This is a genomic window from Dyadobacter linearis, assembly GCF_907165045.1.
GTDB lineage: Bacteria > Bacteroidota > Bacteroidia > Cytophagales > Spirosomataceae > Dyadobacter > Dyadobacter linearis.
Genome location: NZ_CAJRAU010000001.1, coordinates 458,529 through 474,861 on the forward strand (window position 1 = coordinate 458,529; position 16,333 = coordinate 474,861).

The window sequence follows — 16,333 nt, forward strand, 5'->3', positions numbered from 1 at the left end:
AAAGTGTTCACTATAAATGTATGTTGAAAAACACTGAAAATTATGTAATATATTGCGAACCCAAATGTAACGGCGCCTGCACAATTCTGCGAAAAAGTGGCTACTACATTACTACACCAAACAGTAAAAATTGCAAAATAACAGCATTGGCAGGCGTTTTAAGTACGTCAGCAAAATGAGAAGAATACAGCGAATGGAGTTTATGGCACGTGCGATTATCCTGATATTTCTGATTATTTCCAATACCCTCCTTGCCCAGAATCCGATCGGATTGCCAGAAGTAGTGAACTTTACCAAGCAAACTTACGGGGCGGGCACCCAGAATTGGGCGATCCGCCAGGACCGGAACGGGATCATGTATTTCGCCAACAACGAGGGACTCCTGACCTTCGACGGCATTCACTGGAAAATTTATCCTTTACCCAATAAAACAAAGATAAGATCGATTGAAATCGGGCCGGACAACCGCATCTATATCGGGGCAGAAAACGAATTTGGTTACTTCTCCCCCGACCCTGCCGGAACACTGCGCTACAAGTCGCTGCGTAACCTGTTGCAGGAAAAAGACCAGGGATTTGCCGATATCTGGAATGTTACGGTCTGGAAATCAGGCATATTTTTCAGGGCGAGCAACAAGATATTTCTCTTTGAAGATGAATCGATTACCGTTTTCAATCCCGGTTCACACTGGCGATTTATGGGTGAGTCAAACGGGCAGATCGTGGCCCAGGATGCAGTACACGGGATTTTAAGGTTCAATAATGGCAGGTGGGAGCCATTTATCAATAGCGGCGCACTGCCGAAGGATTTTTTGTCTACTGCGATTTTGCCACTCGGCAACGATACTACGTTGCTGGTGACGATGGATGCCGGGCTTTTCAAACTTGCAGGTGGTCAGGCAGTTAGACTGGAATCCCCTACTATCGATGCTATCAAAAAGGACCGCATTTACGGCGCCGCCCGCGTAAACGACCGCCTCATCGCACTATCGACCACCCTGGGAGGTTGCTATATTATCACAAATGAAGGCGATTTTGTACACCGTTTCGCGCGCACCGACGGTCTGCAAAACAACAATATACTGAGCGTCTTTCGAGACCGCGACCACAATCTCTGGCTTGGGCTTGACAATGGGATCGACCTGATCGCCTATGATAATGCGATCAAGACCATTTATCCAGTCGCTACGAAAGATGAGGCGGGGTATGCTTCAATCATTTACAAAAACAACTTATACGTAGGCACTTCCAATGGTTTGTACTCGGTACCTGCGGGAAAAACCGGTGATCTGAGTTTTGCGAAAGGAAATTTTTCATTTGTCGAAGGTTCGCGCGGCCAGGTGTGGGGACTCTCGGAGATTAATGGAAAACTGCTGATGGCGCATCACGAGGGGATTTTTGAGATTGAAGGAAATACAGCGAAATCAATAGAAAACCGGAATGGTTTCTGGGGATTTCTGCCCTTATCGCGTATCGACCCGGTTTCCAGAGTGGCGGTCGGAAATTATAACGGCATCAATTTTCTGAAATACGATGGTACTACATTCAGTCCGTCGGGTGAAGTGGCAGGCTTCGACATTGCTTCCCGTTTCCTCTGCACAGATCCACGCGATGAGCAGGTAATTTGGGCCTCACATCCTTACCGGGGCGTTTTTAAGATATCAATGCTGGAAAATGGCAAATCCGTTTCCCGCCTTTTCACGCACAAAGATGGTCTTCCGCTTTCGCTGAATAATAATTATGTATACAAAGTCAGGAACAGAATTCTGGTCGCGACCGAGAAGGACATTTATGAATATGACGCGCAAAAAGACCGGTTTCAGATCTCAGCCTATTACAATGGTTTTTTCAAAGGAATGGGAATTAAATACCTGAAAGAAGATCAGGCTGGGAACGTTTGGTTTATTAGAGAAAAGGAACTCGGCGTGCTTGACGTGACGGGAAAGTCCCCAAAGATCATTTTTCTTCCCGAACTGAACCAAAAAACGGTCTCCGGCTTCGAATATATCCACCCGCTCAATGAACAGAATATTCTGGTGGGTGGCGAAAAAGGCATTTACCACATCAATTACCAGCGATATAAGCAAAACAAAACACAGATTGATGTGCAGATCAGGACAATGCGGTCGGCCGATAAGGCGGACACGTTGTTGTTCGGGGGTTATTTTGGAGAGGTAAATGAAGTTAAAAAGCAGTCAGAAGGTCAAATACCGCACATTTCCAACAGACTGAATTCTGTTGGTTTTGAATTTTCATCTACGCTTTTCAGTCAGCGTTCGAGCATTGAGTATTCGTTTTTTCTGGAAGGATTTGATGCTAACTGGTCGGGCTGGTCGGCGCGGAGCAGTAAGGATTTCACCAATTTACCAGCCGGTGAATACACGTTTCTGGTAAAAGCCCGCAACAATTTTGGTAACGAATCGGCCGTAGCGGGTTACTCTTTTGTGATCCTGCCGCCCTGGTATTTAAGCGGCTGGGCATATTTTATTTACCTGTTACTGATAGCCGGGCTTGCCTATTTGTTTTATCAATGGCAGGAAAAGCGCTTTTTGAGACAGCAGCAGCAACATTTGGAAGAACAGAAAAGGCTTCTGTACCTGCATCAGCTGGAACTGGAAAAGAATGAAAAGGAAATCATCAAGTTGAAAAACGAAAAGCTGGAATCCGAGATCCTGCACAAAAACGCAGATCTGGCAACTTCGGCAATGCATTTGGTTCAAAAATCCGAATTGCTGTCCAAACTAAAAACTGACCTGGTGAAGATCACGAAGAGCGCGGAGGATGAAAAGGTGAATGAAGATCTCAAAAAGATGATCAAGGTCGTGGCCGACGAAAACAAAGTAGATAAGGATTGGGGACAATTTTCAAAACATTTCGATAATGTCCACAGCAACTTCCTGATCACACTGAAAGAAAGATATCCTAACCTTACTGCAAACGAGCTAAAAATCAGCGCTTATTTGCGGATGAACTTATCGAGCAAAGAAATTGCGCAGCTCATGAATATCTCGCTCCGTGGCGTGGAAGTAAGCCGCTACCGGCTCCGGAAAAAGCTGCAACTACCGACGGAAGTCAATATGTTCAACTTCTTCCTGGGCTTTCATGTTGATGAAACGGACGATAAGGTTTAAAAGCAAATTGCCGTTGTAAACACCGGAATGGCATTAACAACGGCAATTTTAGCAAACAGCGCACTGGTTACTTAGTCCCGCCCCATTCTTTGCTTTGCTCGATTTTCGTGTTCTCCATTTCAAGCAGCGGAATTGGAAGGATTTCGTGCTTTCCGGCAACGAAACCTTTGGAAGCCAGCACAGTAGGTGCGTCGCCCCAGCGTACCAGATCCATCCAGCGGTGACCCTCGCCGGCCAGTTCGAGGCGTCGTTCTTTTTTGATGTTCTCAAATGTAGCAGCCACTGGTTTCAAACCAACCCTTGCACGAACTGCGCTCAGCAATGCAGTTGCGCGGTTAATGTCACCCGCTCCGCGTACCAATGCTTCCGCTTCGAGCAGATAAGTGTCTGCCAGCCGCGTATCGTACATATTTTGCGGGAAGTTCAGCTCGGGTGTTCCTGCGCCCGTCCATCTGTTTGATACTCTTCCTGCAAATTTTTCAAGGAAATAACCCGTATTCATATAACCTTTTTCATACGTCACCAGGCCAGCTTTTTCCAGACTGTCCAGATTCGCAACCGTGGCTTTACTGCGCGGATCGTGGCGGATCGCTTCGAAAAGTGAAGGCGTAACCGGCAGGAAGCTCCATCCCGAAACATAGTCAGGGGCCGCATCAGACTTGCGGTTGTAACCACGCGGCCCTGTGATGATATTCATGATATTACCCTCTGTACACGAAACACAATCCCACGTTCCGGCCGAAGTATTGGTATATGAAATTTCGAGAATAGACTCGCTATTGAATTTGTTGTCGCTTTTCCAGAGATCTGCAAAATTCGGCAGCAATTTATATCCGTAAGCATTGGTACCACCTGGCGTACCATTCATTAATGCCAGCTCCTGAGCTGCCTGCGTATATTTTTGTTGATATAAATACACTTTACCGAGAATTGCATGTCCCGCGCCCTGTCCTACCCGGCCGCCTTCGGTAGCCGCATTGACCGTCACAGGTAAATCAGGCATAGCCTCGGCGAGGTCCTTTTCGATCTGCGCATAAATCTCGGCAGGCGGCGCCTGTACCACATCATACATTTCCTGTGTGGAGACGGTTTTGGTAAATAGCGGCACATTTTTAAACAACCTTACCAGCTCGAAGTAGAAATAGCCCCGAAGGAATTTTGCTTCTGCGGTATATCTTTTCTTCAAATTTTCATCCATCGGAACACCCGGAAGCTTTTCCAGGATAGAATTTGCACGAAAAACACCTGAGAACCCTTTTCTCCAAAGTTCCGCGTGCGGTCCGGTAGTCGGGTTCAGCGTGTAATTTGACATTACCTGAAAATCCATGATGTCGCTCGGCCCGCCGCCGCCTGCATAGTGATCGTCAGAAGCCGCATTCATCGTGGCGATGGTAGTTACATACCCCGATCCCTGCCAGCCAACTACATCATACACAGCTACTAATCCATTGTAAGCCTCTTCCTGATTACGGTAATAGTTAGATTCCAGGTTAAGCCCCCGCGGCTTCACGTCCAGGAAGCTGTCCGAGCAGGACATGAGCTGCAAGCCGGCTGTCAATGCCAGTACAGTTGCAATTTTATTATATCTGATCTTCATTTCTGATTTGTTGTTCTGTTAAAAACCAATGTTTAAGCCCACCATAAACGAGCGCGCCTGCGGGTAAATACCCTTATCGATACTCAGCACATTTCCACCGATCTCAGGATCATAACCTGTGTATTTTGTGATCGTGAAAAGGTTCTGGCTCATTACATACACGCGCGCCTTTTTCAATGCTACTTTGCTGATTACCGCCGCAGGCAGCGAGTAACCCAGTTGCAGCGTTTTCATCCTGAAAAAGTCTCCTTTTTCAAGATAGAAGCTCGACGGGTTCTGGAAATTTTTGTTCGGGTCACCGTTCACGATCCGTGGATATTCGGTAGAACTACCCGGGCCGGTCCAGCGGCCCAGCGCGTCCGACTGCCAGTTGGCATTGGCAATATCAAGTCGGCGCAATCCCTGGAAAATATCGTTTCCTGCCACACCCTGACCAAATACGACCAGATCAAATCCTTTGTAGGCCGCATTCACGGTGATCCCGTACGACCATTTTGGTGTCGGGTTTCCGATGAAAGTCCGGTCGGTTTCGTTGATCACGCCGTCGCCGCTCAGGTCTGCCCAGCGGAAATCGCCTGGTTTTGCATTCGGCTGAATCTTATTTCCATTCGCCGCAATGTGGCTGTCAACTTCTTCCTGTGTTTGGAAGATACCCTGATTTACATAACCAAAAAACGAGCCGATCGCCTGTCCTACCTGCGTGCGGGTAATCGGAGGTGCGCCCTGAAAGCTTGCTCCGCCTGAAAGATATTCAACTCCGTTACCCAGGTTGGTCACCTTATTTTCGATATAGGATACATTTCCATTTACCAAAAAATCCACCCCACCGAACTGCTTGCGATAGCCCAGTTCAAGCTCGATACCTGTGTTTTCCATGTCAGCAATGTTGGCAGCCGGATTGGAGATCGCACCTACGTAGCCCGGGATCCTCGGATTTTGAAGGATATCCTTGGTAGCTTTTTTAAACCATTCAAAAGTCAGGTTCACATTCTGGAACAGCGTTGCGTCGAAACCGATGTTGGTCTGGCTGGTCTGCTCCCATTTCAGGTCGGGGTTAGCCGGCGCATTCGGGCTGTATCCGATAATGTAGCTGCCTGAATTACCGATCGTATAGTTCCTGCCGCTTCCGATCGTTGATAAGAAGGCAAAATCACCGATCCCGTCATTTCCTACCACACCATAACCTCCGCGGAGTTTCAGGAAATTAACTGCATTGGTAGACGGGAAAAAATCCTCTTTGGTAAGAACCCAACCCAATGAGAATGAAGGGAAAATACCATATTTATGATTGGCACCAAACCGGGAAGAACCATCTCTTCTTACCAGCGCCTGCAATAGGTATTTCTCATTATAATCATAATTCAAACGTGCGAAAAGCGAGCTCACCGTGTGACGGGCACCTTCCGAACCGTCGGAATTCCGCTGATCTGCTGGTACTTTGAAGTTGAGCGAAGCATCGTCGAAGTTGGTTGCAGGTACGTTAAAGAACGTTACACTGGTCATCGTCGTGTTGTTGTCCAGGTAAGCTCCTTGCCCCAAAAGCACATTTACATTGTGTAAACCGAATGCCTTGGTATAGGAGACGGTGTTTTCAAGGTTATAGTCCAGGCGACGGTTGTTGGTCCTGTTGAAATTAGTTTGTGAAGTAACAGAAGCTGCATTCAGCCAGGAAATCGGCGTAAAGCTCTCATTACCCCAGAAAGCCAGTTTACTTCCCAATGTTGATTTCAGCTGCAAACCTTTGATCGGCTCAGCCATTAAATAGGCATTACCTACAATGTTGTCGCTCCAACTGTAATTTCCTAAACGTGTCTGGATATACGCAAGCGGATTGCTCATTTCCTGACCTACCGCCGACGATATTCCGTAAGGATTTCCATTTGCATCCCGCTGAACGCCTTTGTTGGTATAGGGAGCCGCGCCGGCAATAGCAGGGTCGGTCACCACAGCAGGCGTGATCGGATCCAGGTTGATCGCGGAGCTCAGCGGGCCACCAAATTCACTGTTCGTATTGCCTAATCCCACCGACTTGTCATGCGAATAACCCAGATTCTGACCAAACGTAAGCCACTTTGCCAGCTTATGCTCAGAGTTCAGACGCAAGCTGGTACGCTTGTATTTAGAGATATCCGAAGCCACGATTCCTTCCTGATCCAGGTAACCGAGCGACAGGTAAAACGTAGACCTTTCCGAGCCGCCGCTAATGCTTAGTTCATGGTTCTGACGCTTCGCTTTGTTGTTAAAAATCAGTGATTGCCAGTCAGTTCCCTTTCCAAGTGCGCCCGGATTAGCGTACACCGGATTCTGGCCAGCTGCCACAGCGGCTTCATTCCGGATAGTCGCATACTGCGTCGCGTCCAGCAGATCAAGCCTTCGTGCCGGTGCCTGCGTACCTACATATCCATTGTAATTAATGCGGATACCGCCCGCTTTTCCTTTCTTAGTTGTAACCAAAATAACCCCTGCCGCGGCCCTGGCGCCATAAATCGCCTGAGAAGCAGCATCTTTCAATACTTCAATGGATTCAATGTCCGACTGGTTAAGATATCCGATCCCGCCGTTGTCAACCACAACTCCGTCCACTACCCAAAGCGGATTGTTGTTGTTTAATGTAGTAACCCCGCGCACCCGCACCGTCGCTGCCGAACCTGGCTGGCCCGAGTTTGCTGCAATGGTCAGACCTGATGTCCGGCCCTGCAATGCTTCTTCGAGCCTGTTGATCGGCATCGTTTCCAGGTCGCTTGCTTTCACACTTGATATCGCACCCGTTACGACACTTTTCTTTTGAACCCCATAACCCACAATCACGACCTCGCTCAGATTGTCTGCTGTTTCTTCGAGTTGAAAATTGATCTCGCTCTGATTTCCAACCTGCACTTTCTGCGCGATCATGCCAATAAAACTGGCTACCAGCGTCGCTTCCGGTTGCACTTCTATCGAGTAGTTTCCACTTGCGTCGGTAATCGTGGCGATGTTGGTTCCCTCCACGATCACGGTTGCACCTACCAGCTCTTCTCCTCCCGTTTTTACCGTAACTTTCCCTTTCACAGTCCGGCTTTGTGCCAGGGCAGTTTGTGCCATACTATAAAGCATTAACACACTACATAATAGTACAATTTTTCTTCTCATAAATGTTAGTAGTTAATTGGTAGAAGGGTACATCTCAATTACCCAAATAATTATTGAAATAGTAATAAAATTTAACTCACCAAAGTTAAAGTCAATCCATGCATTCAGGAGTGATAGCTATTACTACATTACTACCGCATATTGCACAAGTGAAATCTTTTCCCGAAAATGTCACCACTACATTACTACTACATTGTGAGTTGGTCAGTGTTTCGAGAACTATGTGGCCCGGCTGTTAGGGATACCTGTCAGCGTCTTCGAATTCAGGATTCAGTTTGAAGTTTTAGCCCCACAACGGTTCTGAATGCACATTAATAGTGCCAGCGCTTTGCGATTCAAACATATATCGCGTTAAATTGCACATCCGGATTTCTTTTGGTCAGGTACTCCGCTTGCAGGATCTGTTCACTCCGGGCTCCCCTTCATAATAGTAATAATTGACATGTCTCAAATGCAGACCATTTTGCTGGAAAGCTTACCTGAAGCCGTTTTTCAGCTGGATAACTTTGGTAATATTCAGTACTGCAATGCCGCCGCCACCGTACTGACTGGCTATGAGAAAAACGAGCTCTCTGGAAAGCCGGTTTCTTATCTGACGCCAAACCAGGTCGACAACTTCAAAACCACTTACGAACTCAACCTTGCCAATACAAATGGCATATTGGCTGTCAACGGTTGGCATTTAACAAAACAAGGCCGCAAATACTGGGGGGAGGTTACCTACTCTCCCATCCGCCAGGCTTCCGGCGAACAGCTGGGTTTTGCCTGTATTATCCGGGATATTACAGAGCGTAAAAATGAAGAAAACGCGCTGATTGAAAATGAAGAGCGATTTCGTTTGCTTGTAGAAGGTGTACAGGATTACTCTATTTATATGCTCGATGTAGATGGGAATATCGCAACCTGGAACGAGGGAGGACAGCAGCTTACCGGGTATTTGTCAAGTGAAGTTATTGGAAAGCATTTTTCCATTTTCTATAATCCAAATGACCTCCTTGATGAAAAGCCTGCCAGAGAGCTGGAAACGGCCAAACGCACGGGAAGATATGACGAGGAGGGTTGGAGGGTCAAAAAAAACGGCTCTGTATTTTGGGCCAGTATCGCGCTTACGGCCGTTTATAATCGTGAAAATAAACTGATAGGCTTTTCCAAAGTCACAAAAGACCTGACCGAACAAAACCGCGAGGCGGCGGCTTTAAAGCAAAGTGAAGAGCGGTACCGGCTCCTGGTCGAGCAGGTGATCGATTACGGGATCTTTATGATGGATGATAAAGGAAGGATCGCGAGCTGGAACGAGGGTGCCAAACGAATTAAAGGATATGACCATACGGATGTGATCGGCAAGTACTTTTCACTGTTTTATCCTGAGGAAGAGATATTTAACAACAAACCTGCCTACGAACTGAAAATCGCGCGCCAGCACGGAAAGTACGAGGAAGAAGGGTGGCGCATCCGGAAAGACGGGAGTCGCTTCTGGGCGAATGTGGTGATCACGGCAGTATATAATGCAGACCGCGTCCTGGTCGGGTTTTCGAAAGTGACGAGGGACCTTACCGAGCGCAAAAAAGCGGAACAGGCAGAGCGGGAAATTTCGGAAAAATACCGTCAGATCGCCCGTGAGCTGGAAACTATCAATGCCGAACTTTCGCGCACCAATAATGACCTGGAACAGTTTACGTCCATCGTCTCGCACGATTTACAGGAGCCGCTGAGAACGGTCAAGAGCTTTTTGCACCTGATCACCGACCGGGTCGAAAAAGGAAAATTCGACGATTTACATGTATTTGTCAGCAAATCCGTCATCGCCGCCAACCGCATGAAAGAACTGATTGAGAACGTGCTTAATTATTCACAGGTAAATAAAGGCCAGATCAGTATGAACAGCTGGCCGATCGATGAGCTGCTCGAACACGTAACCCAGAACCTGAAAGGCACGCTGGACGCAACCGGCGCGACGATCTATATCGAAAAGCAGGCCGGCGAAGTGGTGAAGGGTGACAAAATTCAGCTCACGCAGCTGTTTCAAAACCTGCTTAGCAATGCCATCAAGTTCACGAATGGTGAAAAACCGTTTGTGAGGCTCAGCTACGGGCTGGAAAACGGTACAAACTGGTTTTCAATCACCGACAATGGCATCGGTATGGACGCTGCGAGTACGAAGATGATCTTCGATCCGTTCAGAAGATTGCACAATGCCCGCAATTATCCGGGCGCAGGAATGGGGCTCGCGATCTGTAAAAAAGTTGTTGAGCGGCACCAGGGCCGGCTCTGGGTTGAATCCGAGCCAGGCGTCGGCAGTACATTTCATTTTACTCTCTGGGAAACAGGCCCAAAACCATCCACCACACATGAAACACTATAAACTGATCATTGTTGAAAACGACGACGACGAGCGTTTTTTCATGAGAGAAGAGTTTGAGGCTTTCGGCGCATTCGAGATCCTGGGTGACTTCATCAACGGCGACACGCTGCTCGAATATCTGGAAGCGAATCCGTCCGCAAAGCCGGATATCATCCTTTCTGACCTGAATATGCCTGGCAAAAATGGCTATGACATTATTTCCTCTATCAAGCTCAATCCGCGATATGCCCTGACCCGCGTTGTGATCACGTCCACATCATCGGTCATTTCCGTTCGTGAAAAATGCCTGGCAATGGGCGCCAGCGACTACCTGATCAAACCTGAGATTTTTGTCGATTACGGGGCTTACGTGCGGGAATTTTACCAAAAGATGCAAGAACCCGGTTAAGACTTTTCCAATCAATCGATCAGAAACTGTCGGAATTCGGAATCGATCTGAAAAACCGTCACGCCGCTATCGAGCATTCTTTTGCAGTCTTTTCGGGCGTCGGAAAGCATATTTTCTGATTTCCTGTAATGAAATGCATTGATCGCTGCGATAGTCAGTATCCCGCGTGACTTCGCCCATTTTACATCTTCGGCACGCAGGTTAGCCGGCCTTTCGAAGAAAAAATAGTGTTCGTTCTTATAACCGGGATTCAAACTATTTTCTTCCAGCTGTTTCCTGGAACAGCTCAGCTTTATTTTTCCCGTAAAAAAGTCGGTTGATTCGTCTGTTCCGATCATCAGCGCGGATTTGCGAAGCTGATATTGATCCAAAAGATCAATAAGCTTATTGAATAATGTGGTATCCAGTCCCTGGATCTTGTTATCGAGCATTACGCCCATCTGATGCTCGCGGCAAAACCGGAATACGTCTTCCAGCAACACCGGAGTGCCACCATCGAGCGCACTTTTAAGCTTGCTTGCCTCGCTCCAATCCATCTCAACCACCTTTTTGTCCAAACTGTAATATCGCTGGAAAGTAGCATCATGGTTAGCGATCAGCTGACCGTCTTTCGTCACCCGCACATCCGTTTCGATCATCGAATAACCCTCTTTCGCGGCCTGCATCAATGCCGGCAGGCTGTTTTCGGTGTAGGTACTGTCCACCACTCCGCCCCGATGCGCGATCAGTTTTACAGCTTGACCTGCAACACGGAAATTCGAAGCCAATACAATCGCCACGAACAGAATCCATTTCACCATCGTTTCTAATTTTATTGGCCAATATACAAATGAGCGGATAATCCGTATTAAATCGAACTATCTGTGAGACTTTCCATAAAATCGATCACCTGCTGCATTTCCGGCTGCGTGAGTTTCAGTTTGTCCGGCGCGAGCGTTTGGTTCGGCACGTCCAGCCCAAGTCCTGCGCCGCCGCCTTCGTTGTAAAATTCCATTACTTCCTGCAAAGTAACCAATGCGCCATTGTGCATGTAGGGCGCAGTTTTGGCAATATTGCGAAGTGAGCTCGTTTTGAATGCGTGCTGCCACTGCGGAAAACGATTGTAAGCGCCCCTGCCCAGGTCCGAGTCCATGACAGGATGCTTCCAGTCCGCATTACTCGTCGCGCCAAGCACTTCGGATTCGGTGCGCTGATAATCCGGCGGCACAGTACCATTGAAAAGGGGCACAAAATGGCAGGTGCCACAACGCGCCTTACCCATAAACAGATTAAAACCTGCTACCTGGTTGTCGGTCAATGCGCGCTTGTTGCCTCTCATGTACTGGTCAAATTTGGAGTCAAACGGGCTGAGCGAGCGCACAAAACTGGCCAGCGCATTTTGCACGTCAATGGATTTGATTACTTCAACTTCCGGAAAAGCCTTTTTAAACAGCATGGTATATTCCTCGTCGGCGGTGATCATCCCGGTGATTTTTTCCAGCGAACCATGCATTTCTGCCGTATTGTGGATCACGTCGGAAGCCTGGTCTTCCAGCGACGGTGAGCGGAGGTCGTAAAACATCGCCTGCTGCAAGGCTGCATACTTGATCGTCGGTGCATTTCGGTTGATATCAGCGCCGGAAATCCCCTTGCTTTTTTTGAAACCATCGGTATAAGCCAGCTGAGGTGCGTGACAGGAACCGCAGCTCGACTTGCCATTTCCCGACAGCCGCACATCATAAAACAGCCGCTCGCCCAGTGCAATGCGTTCGGAGGTAGATTTAAACTTAGGGTTTGAGACCAGCGCTTCTGAGTCGAAAGCGCCTTTATCAAAGATGGTGGCCACGCTTCCTTTTAGTAGTTTACGGTCGTTGATGAAGGGTATATTTGACAACTTCTGATTTTGGTGCAGCTTGATACAAAGGGGATTAATGTGATCCGCGATAAAGGTCGCGCGGTCGAAATCATTGAATGATTTTCCCTTTTTGATAAATGTGATAGCCTGCTCAATTTCCTTGTCAAGCGACTGATATTCCGGGAATAAATGATCGTAAGCCGATAAATAATCCTGTAAAGAATTGAGTACCACTTCACTTTCTGCCAGTGCGTTTCCGGAAGCTGGGGTATCAAAGCCAGAAATGCCCAAAGTGATCAGCCTGAACAGTTCAAGTCGCAGCGCGTCCAGCACGTGAGAATCGGTGATCCTGATATCGGCCCACAACATTTTGATCCGCTTGGTATTGACCTGCATTTTGCGGATGTGCCGCACCAGCTCTTCCTGATCCAGTTTCTCGTCACTATAAATCAGCTCCTCAATGACCTGCAACCCGCCCGGCTCGAAGATCGCATTTTCTTCATCCTCCACTTCATCCAGCGGCGCTCCGTTGACCTGTTTTACAGTAGTAGGGGCAAAATATTCCGCAAATGCTTCCACTTTTTTGTATTGCAAACGAAGCCGGATAAACTCCTCCTGCAATTCTTTCTTGTCCGAATTTGTCCGCGCCTGTCCCAGAAAATCTTCGTTTCTGCTGATCAGTGTATTCAGGTCTGTTAAAAACTTTTCAGATACCGCTTCGATCGGACTTGGCTTGAAACAGCCGCCCATCAGCACGGGAAGCAGGAAAATGGCGAGCTTAAAAATTGATTTCATACAGCCGGATAAGCACATCAGGAAGACCTCCTTGAAGAAGCCTTCCTGATATTATTTTTATAAAAAACTATTGTTTGATACCTCTCACGATCACTGTCTGGCCACCTTCCTTGTTGGTAGAAATACCACTTCCGTCTGCGCCTTTGTATTTTTCATCCTGCCAAGTGTGCGGGTGAAGGTTGATCATAAAAGTTTCAGGAATACCCGTCACTTCCGAAATGTCGATCATCGCACCATATTCCCAGGTACTCAGCGAGTTATTTCCAACCGAATTGTATTTCGCATTGAACGCTGGCTCGTCGCGTCTGTGGTTCATGCGCAGCATCGCCTTGCTTTGTTTCGTGGCGATATTGTATTGCCAGATCGTTCCGTCGTGATCGTTGTCGCGGTAGAAAGAATCACCGTCTTCCTGCACATAAACGTAGTTTTTAGTCACGCAAATGTTGTCTGGGTTTACGATAAAGCTACCTGGTTTGTCGGCGCCGTCCATGATGATGTTCAGCTTGCCTTTCAGCGGGTTGGTTTTGTCAAATTCCAGGTGGTAAACCCGGCCCCACATATTTTTCCCGGCTACCGGCGTTACTTTATCCGCCTGACTTACACCAGTTGCAGTAAAGTAAATTTCGCGGCCAGCTCCATTGCCGCCTTTCACGTAGTCGATATCTTCCACACGCGCAAACTGGATCATTTTCTTGTCCACAGTCTGAGCCTGCAATTCGGTTCCTGTGCTTGTTTTTACGTTATCAAATGGCACAAATTCCACATCGTAAGCTTGTCCCTGCACCATATCAGTCTCTACACTTTCCTGATTTGTCCGGCGTAATGCATACAGCTTTCCATTGTTCAGGTCTCCCACTACATCCGACACGTAAGCGACGAGTTGTCCGTTGGTATCGTCCTCACCAATTATAATTACTGTTTTTCCAGGAAAAGCATCTTTTGGAAGTGGTACAGCGTTTTCTGCATTCCATTTTCCGAATGCGGCTACTGTACGGGTTTTGTTCTTTTTTTCAGCAGGTGCGAAAGGATCAATTGCGTGTGTCATGGACTCAGAGCTACTCTCTCCGGCTGTAAGGAATACCGGCCCGAAACCGTGCTCTTCCTTTGTTGCAAGCGTAGCCGAGCAAAGACGCCACTGGCCTCCTTCTGCATCCACAATGTACTCACCCTTAACAGGTTTCAATTCTTTGTCGAGGTAAACCCGCGATACCGAGAACAGGATTTCGTGGTTGTTGATCATCACATATCCTTCTCCGTTCGGGTTTTTCACGAAAGCGCCACCGTCTGGCTGCGCGCCGTAGATAAAGTCCGGAGAATCGGCCAGCTTATCATCAGAACTGATCAGGGTTGTGATTTTGAGGTCTTCAAAACCGGGAAGTGATTTCAGGAGCGAAGGGTTGACCGAACGGTCGATCAATTTTGACGAATCCACAGGCACATCGCCGTGGTCTTTCAGGCTGCAACCCGAAAATGTCATAGCGCCAAGGATCAAGGCAGCGGCGCTGAGATTTTTAGTTAAAATAAGGTTCATAAGCACGGTGAATTAATTTTCACAAAGCTATATGAACCTTAACTCCGGTATTTTACGCCTGTGTTAAGCTATTGTGAAGAAAACACTGGCGGCTAGTGTTTACTGCCTGAAACCCTTGTTCAGTTATAAGTCTAATAATGTAATAGAACGTTTCTTGCAGCACTTACTCATACGTCCGATCATCTGCCGACGGTCCGTAGATAGAGGGCACTAAAATATCATTCAGCCGCATGTAAACGGTCAGCTGTCCGCGGTGGTGGACCCAGTGATTGAGGGTGGAACTTACACCTTCCAAAAGTGGCTGAGAGTAAAGCTCTTCGTCCCCATTTTTTAGATAGAATGTCCTGCCAAGTACTTCATCTGTGGCACTTTGCAACGCATTCTTAGCACCAGCCATATTATCGTCAAAGAAGGCGAGCAGTTCTTCCGTTGTAGTCGGCTGGCTATGTGTATACGTCTTAAAATTCACTTCCCCTTCCTCTACCATTACCTTGATCCATTGCGGGATTTCGGCCACCAGAAGCGTCAGATAGCCCATTTGCATGGATTTTGGATGAGGTTTGTAGTCAAACAAATCAAATGGTATCCTTTCGAGACATTTTCTCGTAGAACTGTACTCTGCTTCCAGTTCCTTAATGTAAGCGGCTGCAAGTTCGGTGTTGTCCATGATTCAGATTTTGGTTATGTTCAGGCAGTTAAAAAATAATGCCTGCTAATCGGTTGCTACTGCATGAAGTTTTCCAATATTCGCGGACTTTATTCGCCCATTCAACCTACTGTGCGCCAGTCGGCTGAGCATGTTTCTTACCAGGAATTACTTCCCGATCCTGCATTGCACAGCTTTATATATTGTTACTGGTCACTCAAAACGAATCAGCCGCTTTCCGAACCTTTTCAGTACCGCGTAGTGGCCGACGGCTGTATCGATATTTTCTTCGAACTGACGAACCCTGAGGAGAATTTCGTGATGGGTTTTTGCAAAAAGTATACTGAGTTCCCGCTGGAAAACAGCTTTCACTATGTGGGCGTAAGGTTTTTACCAACGATGTTCCCGCAGATCTTCAAAATTGACGCGTCGGATTTGAGTAACCGTTATGAATACTTGGCAAATGTGATCCCGCAAACGGCTGACTTCATTGCTACCAGCTTTCACGAGAAACTGACCTTAACCGAAGTAAAGACGCGTTTTGATCAATACTTTTCAAAACTCATTTCGCAGGTAACGTTCAACCACGACGACCGGTTTTACAGTGCATTAGGTTTAATACTTCAAAATTCGGGCGTGTTAAATATCGAAACCGACATTGATACCGGATTGAGCAGCAGGCAATTGCGCCGGCTTTTTGAATATTATGTCGGAGATACGCCTAAGACTTTCAGCAAAGTAGTCCGGTTTCAAAACATCCTCCGCGCCAAACCCTCGCAGCAAAGTTTGCGGGAGAATAAGCTTTTCTACGATTCCGGCTATTACGATCAGGCGCATTTTATCAAGGAATTCAAAAACTTCTACGGCGTCACGCCGAGCCGCGCTTTCGGCAGGTGATTTTGTCCGATTTTTACAATGTTC

At 47.4% G+C, this 16,333-nt stretch carries 10 protein-coding genes; 4 read left to right on the forward strand and 6 right to left on the reverse strand.

The window, feature by feature from the left end; translation table 11 throughout:
* The first annotated feature begins 175 nt into the window (after positions 1 to 175).
* Positions 176 to 3,130 (forward strand): ligand-binding sensor domain-containing protein, encoded by a 2,955-nt coding sequence (locus KOD92_RS01675; RefSeq protein WP_215231785.1) that lies wholly within the window; start codon positions 176 to 178, stop codon positions 3,128 to 3,130.
* A gap of 67 nt (positions 3,131 to 3,197) precedes the next feature.
* Here KOD92_RS01675 and KOD92_RS01680 read toward each other — a convergent pair whose 3' ends face one another.
* Positions 3,198 to 4,727: a RagB/SusD family nutrient uptake outer membrane protein gene (locus KOD92_RS01680; RefSeq protein ID WP_215231786.1), complete on the reverse strand. Its 1,530-nt coding sequence runs from the start codon at positions 4,725 to 4,727 to the stop codon at positions 3,198 to 3,200.
* A gap of 18 nt (positions 4,728 to 4,745) precedes the next feature.
* Positions 4,746 to 7,856, reverse strand: a complete 3,111-nt coding sequence (locus KOD92_RS01685) for a SusC/RagA family TonB-linked outer membrane protein (RefSeq protein ID WP_229254478.1) — start codon at positions 7,854 to 7,856, stop codon at positions 4,746 to 4,748.
* Between the two features lie 451 nt (positions 7,857 to 8,307).
* Here KOD92_RS01685 and KOD92_RS01690 point away from each other — a divergent pair, with 451 nt between their 5' ends.
* The gene (locus KOD92_RS01690; RefSeq protein ID WP_215231787.1) at positions 8,308 to 10,218 is read left to right on the forward strand and encodes a PAS domain S-box protein; all 1,911 of its coding nucleotides are present in this window, start codon (positions 8,308 to 8,310) and stop codon (positions 10,216 to 10,218) included.
* A complete protein-coding gene (locus tag KOD92_RS01695; RefSeq protein ID WP_215231788.1) occupies positions 10,205 to 10,606 on the forward strand; it encodes a response regulator in 402 nt (133 codons plus the stop codon). Before KOD92_RS01690 ends, KOD92_RS01695 begins: the two co-directional genes overlap by 14 nt.
* Positions 10,607 to 10,617: 11 nt before the next feature.
* Here the strand turns inward: KOD92_RS01695 and KOD92_RS01700 are convergent, their stop codons facing one another.
* From KOD92_RS01700 to KOD92_RS01715, 4 genes are all read right to left on the reverse strand, one after another.
* Entirely contained in the window at positions 10,618 to 11,406 is a 789-nt protein-coding gene (locus KOD92_RS01700) for a glycerophosphodiester phosphodiesterase (protein WP_215231789.1), read from the reverse strand.
* Positions 11,407 to 11,453: 47 nt separating this feature from the next.
* Positions 11,454 to 13,235, reverse strand: a complete 1,782-nt coding sequence (locus KOD92_RS01705) for a cytochrome-c peroxidase (RefSeq protein WP_215231790.1) — start codon at positions 13,233 to 13,235, stop codon at positions 11,454 to 11,456.
* A 67-nt stretch (positions 13,236 to 13,302) separates the two neighbouring features.
* Positions 13,303 to 14,766, reverse strand: coding sequence for a PhoX family protein (locus KOD92_RS01710; RefSeq protein ID WP_215231791.1), 1,464 nt, complete (start codon positions 14,764 to 14,766; stop codon positions 13,303 to 13,305).
* Positions 14,767 to 14,929: 163 nt separating this feature from the next.
* Positions 14,930 to 15,433, reverse strand: coding sequence for a DinB family protein (locus tag KOD92_RS01715; protein ID WP_215231792.1), 504 nt, complete (start codon positions 15,431 to 15,433; stop codon positions 14,930 to 14,932).
* Between the two features lie 63 nt (positions 15,434 to 15,496).
* Between KOD92_RS01715 and KOD92_RS01720 the strand changes: the two genes are divergently transcribed.
* Complete coding sequence (locus KOD92_RS01720) at positions 15,497 to 16,309, forward strand: AraC family transcriptional regulator (RefSeq protein WP_215231793.1); 813 nt, start codon at positions 15,497 to 15,499, stop codon at positions 16,307 to 16,309.
* The last annotated feature ends 24 nt before the right edge of the window (positions 16,310 to 16,333 follow it).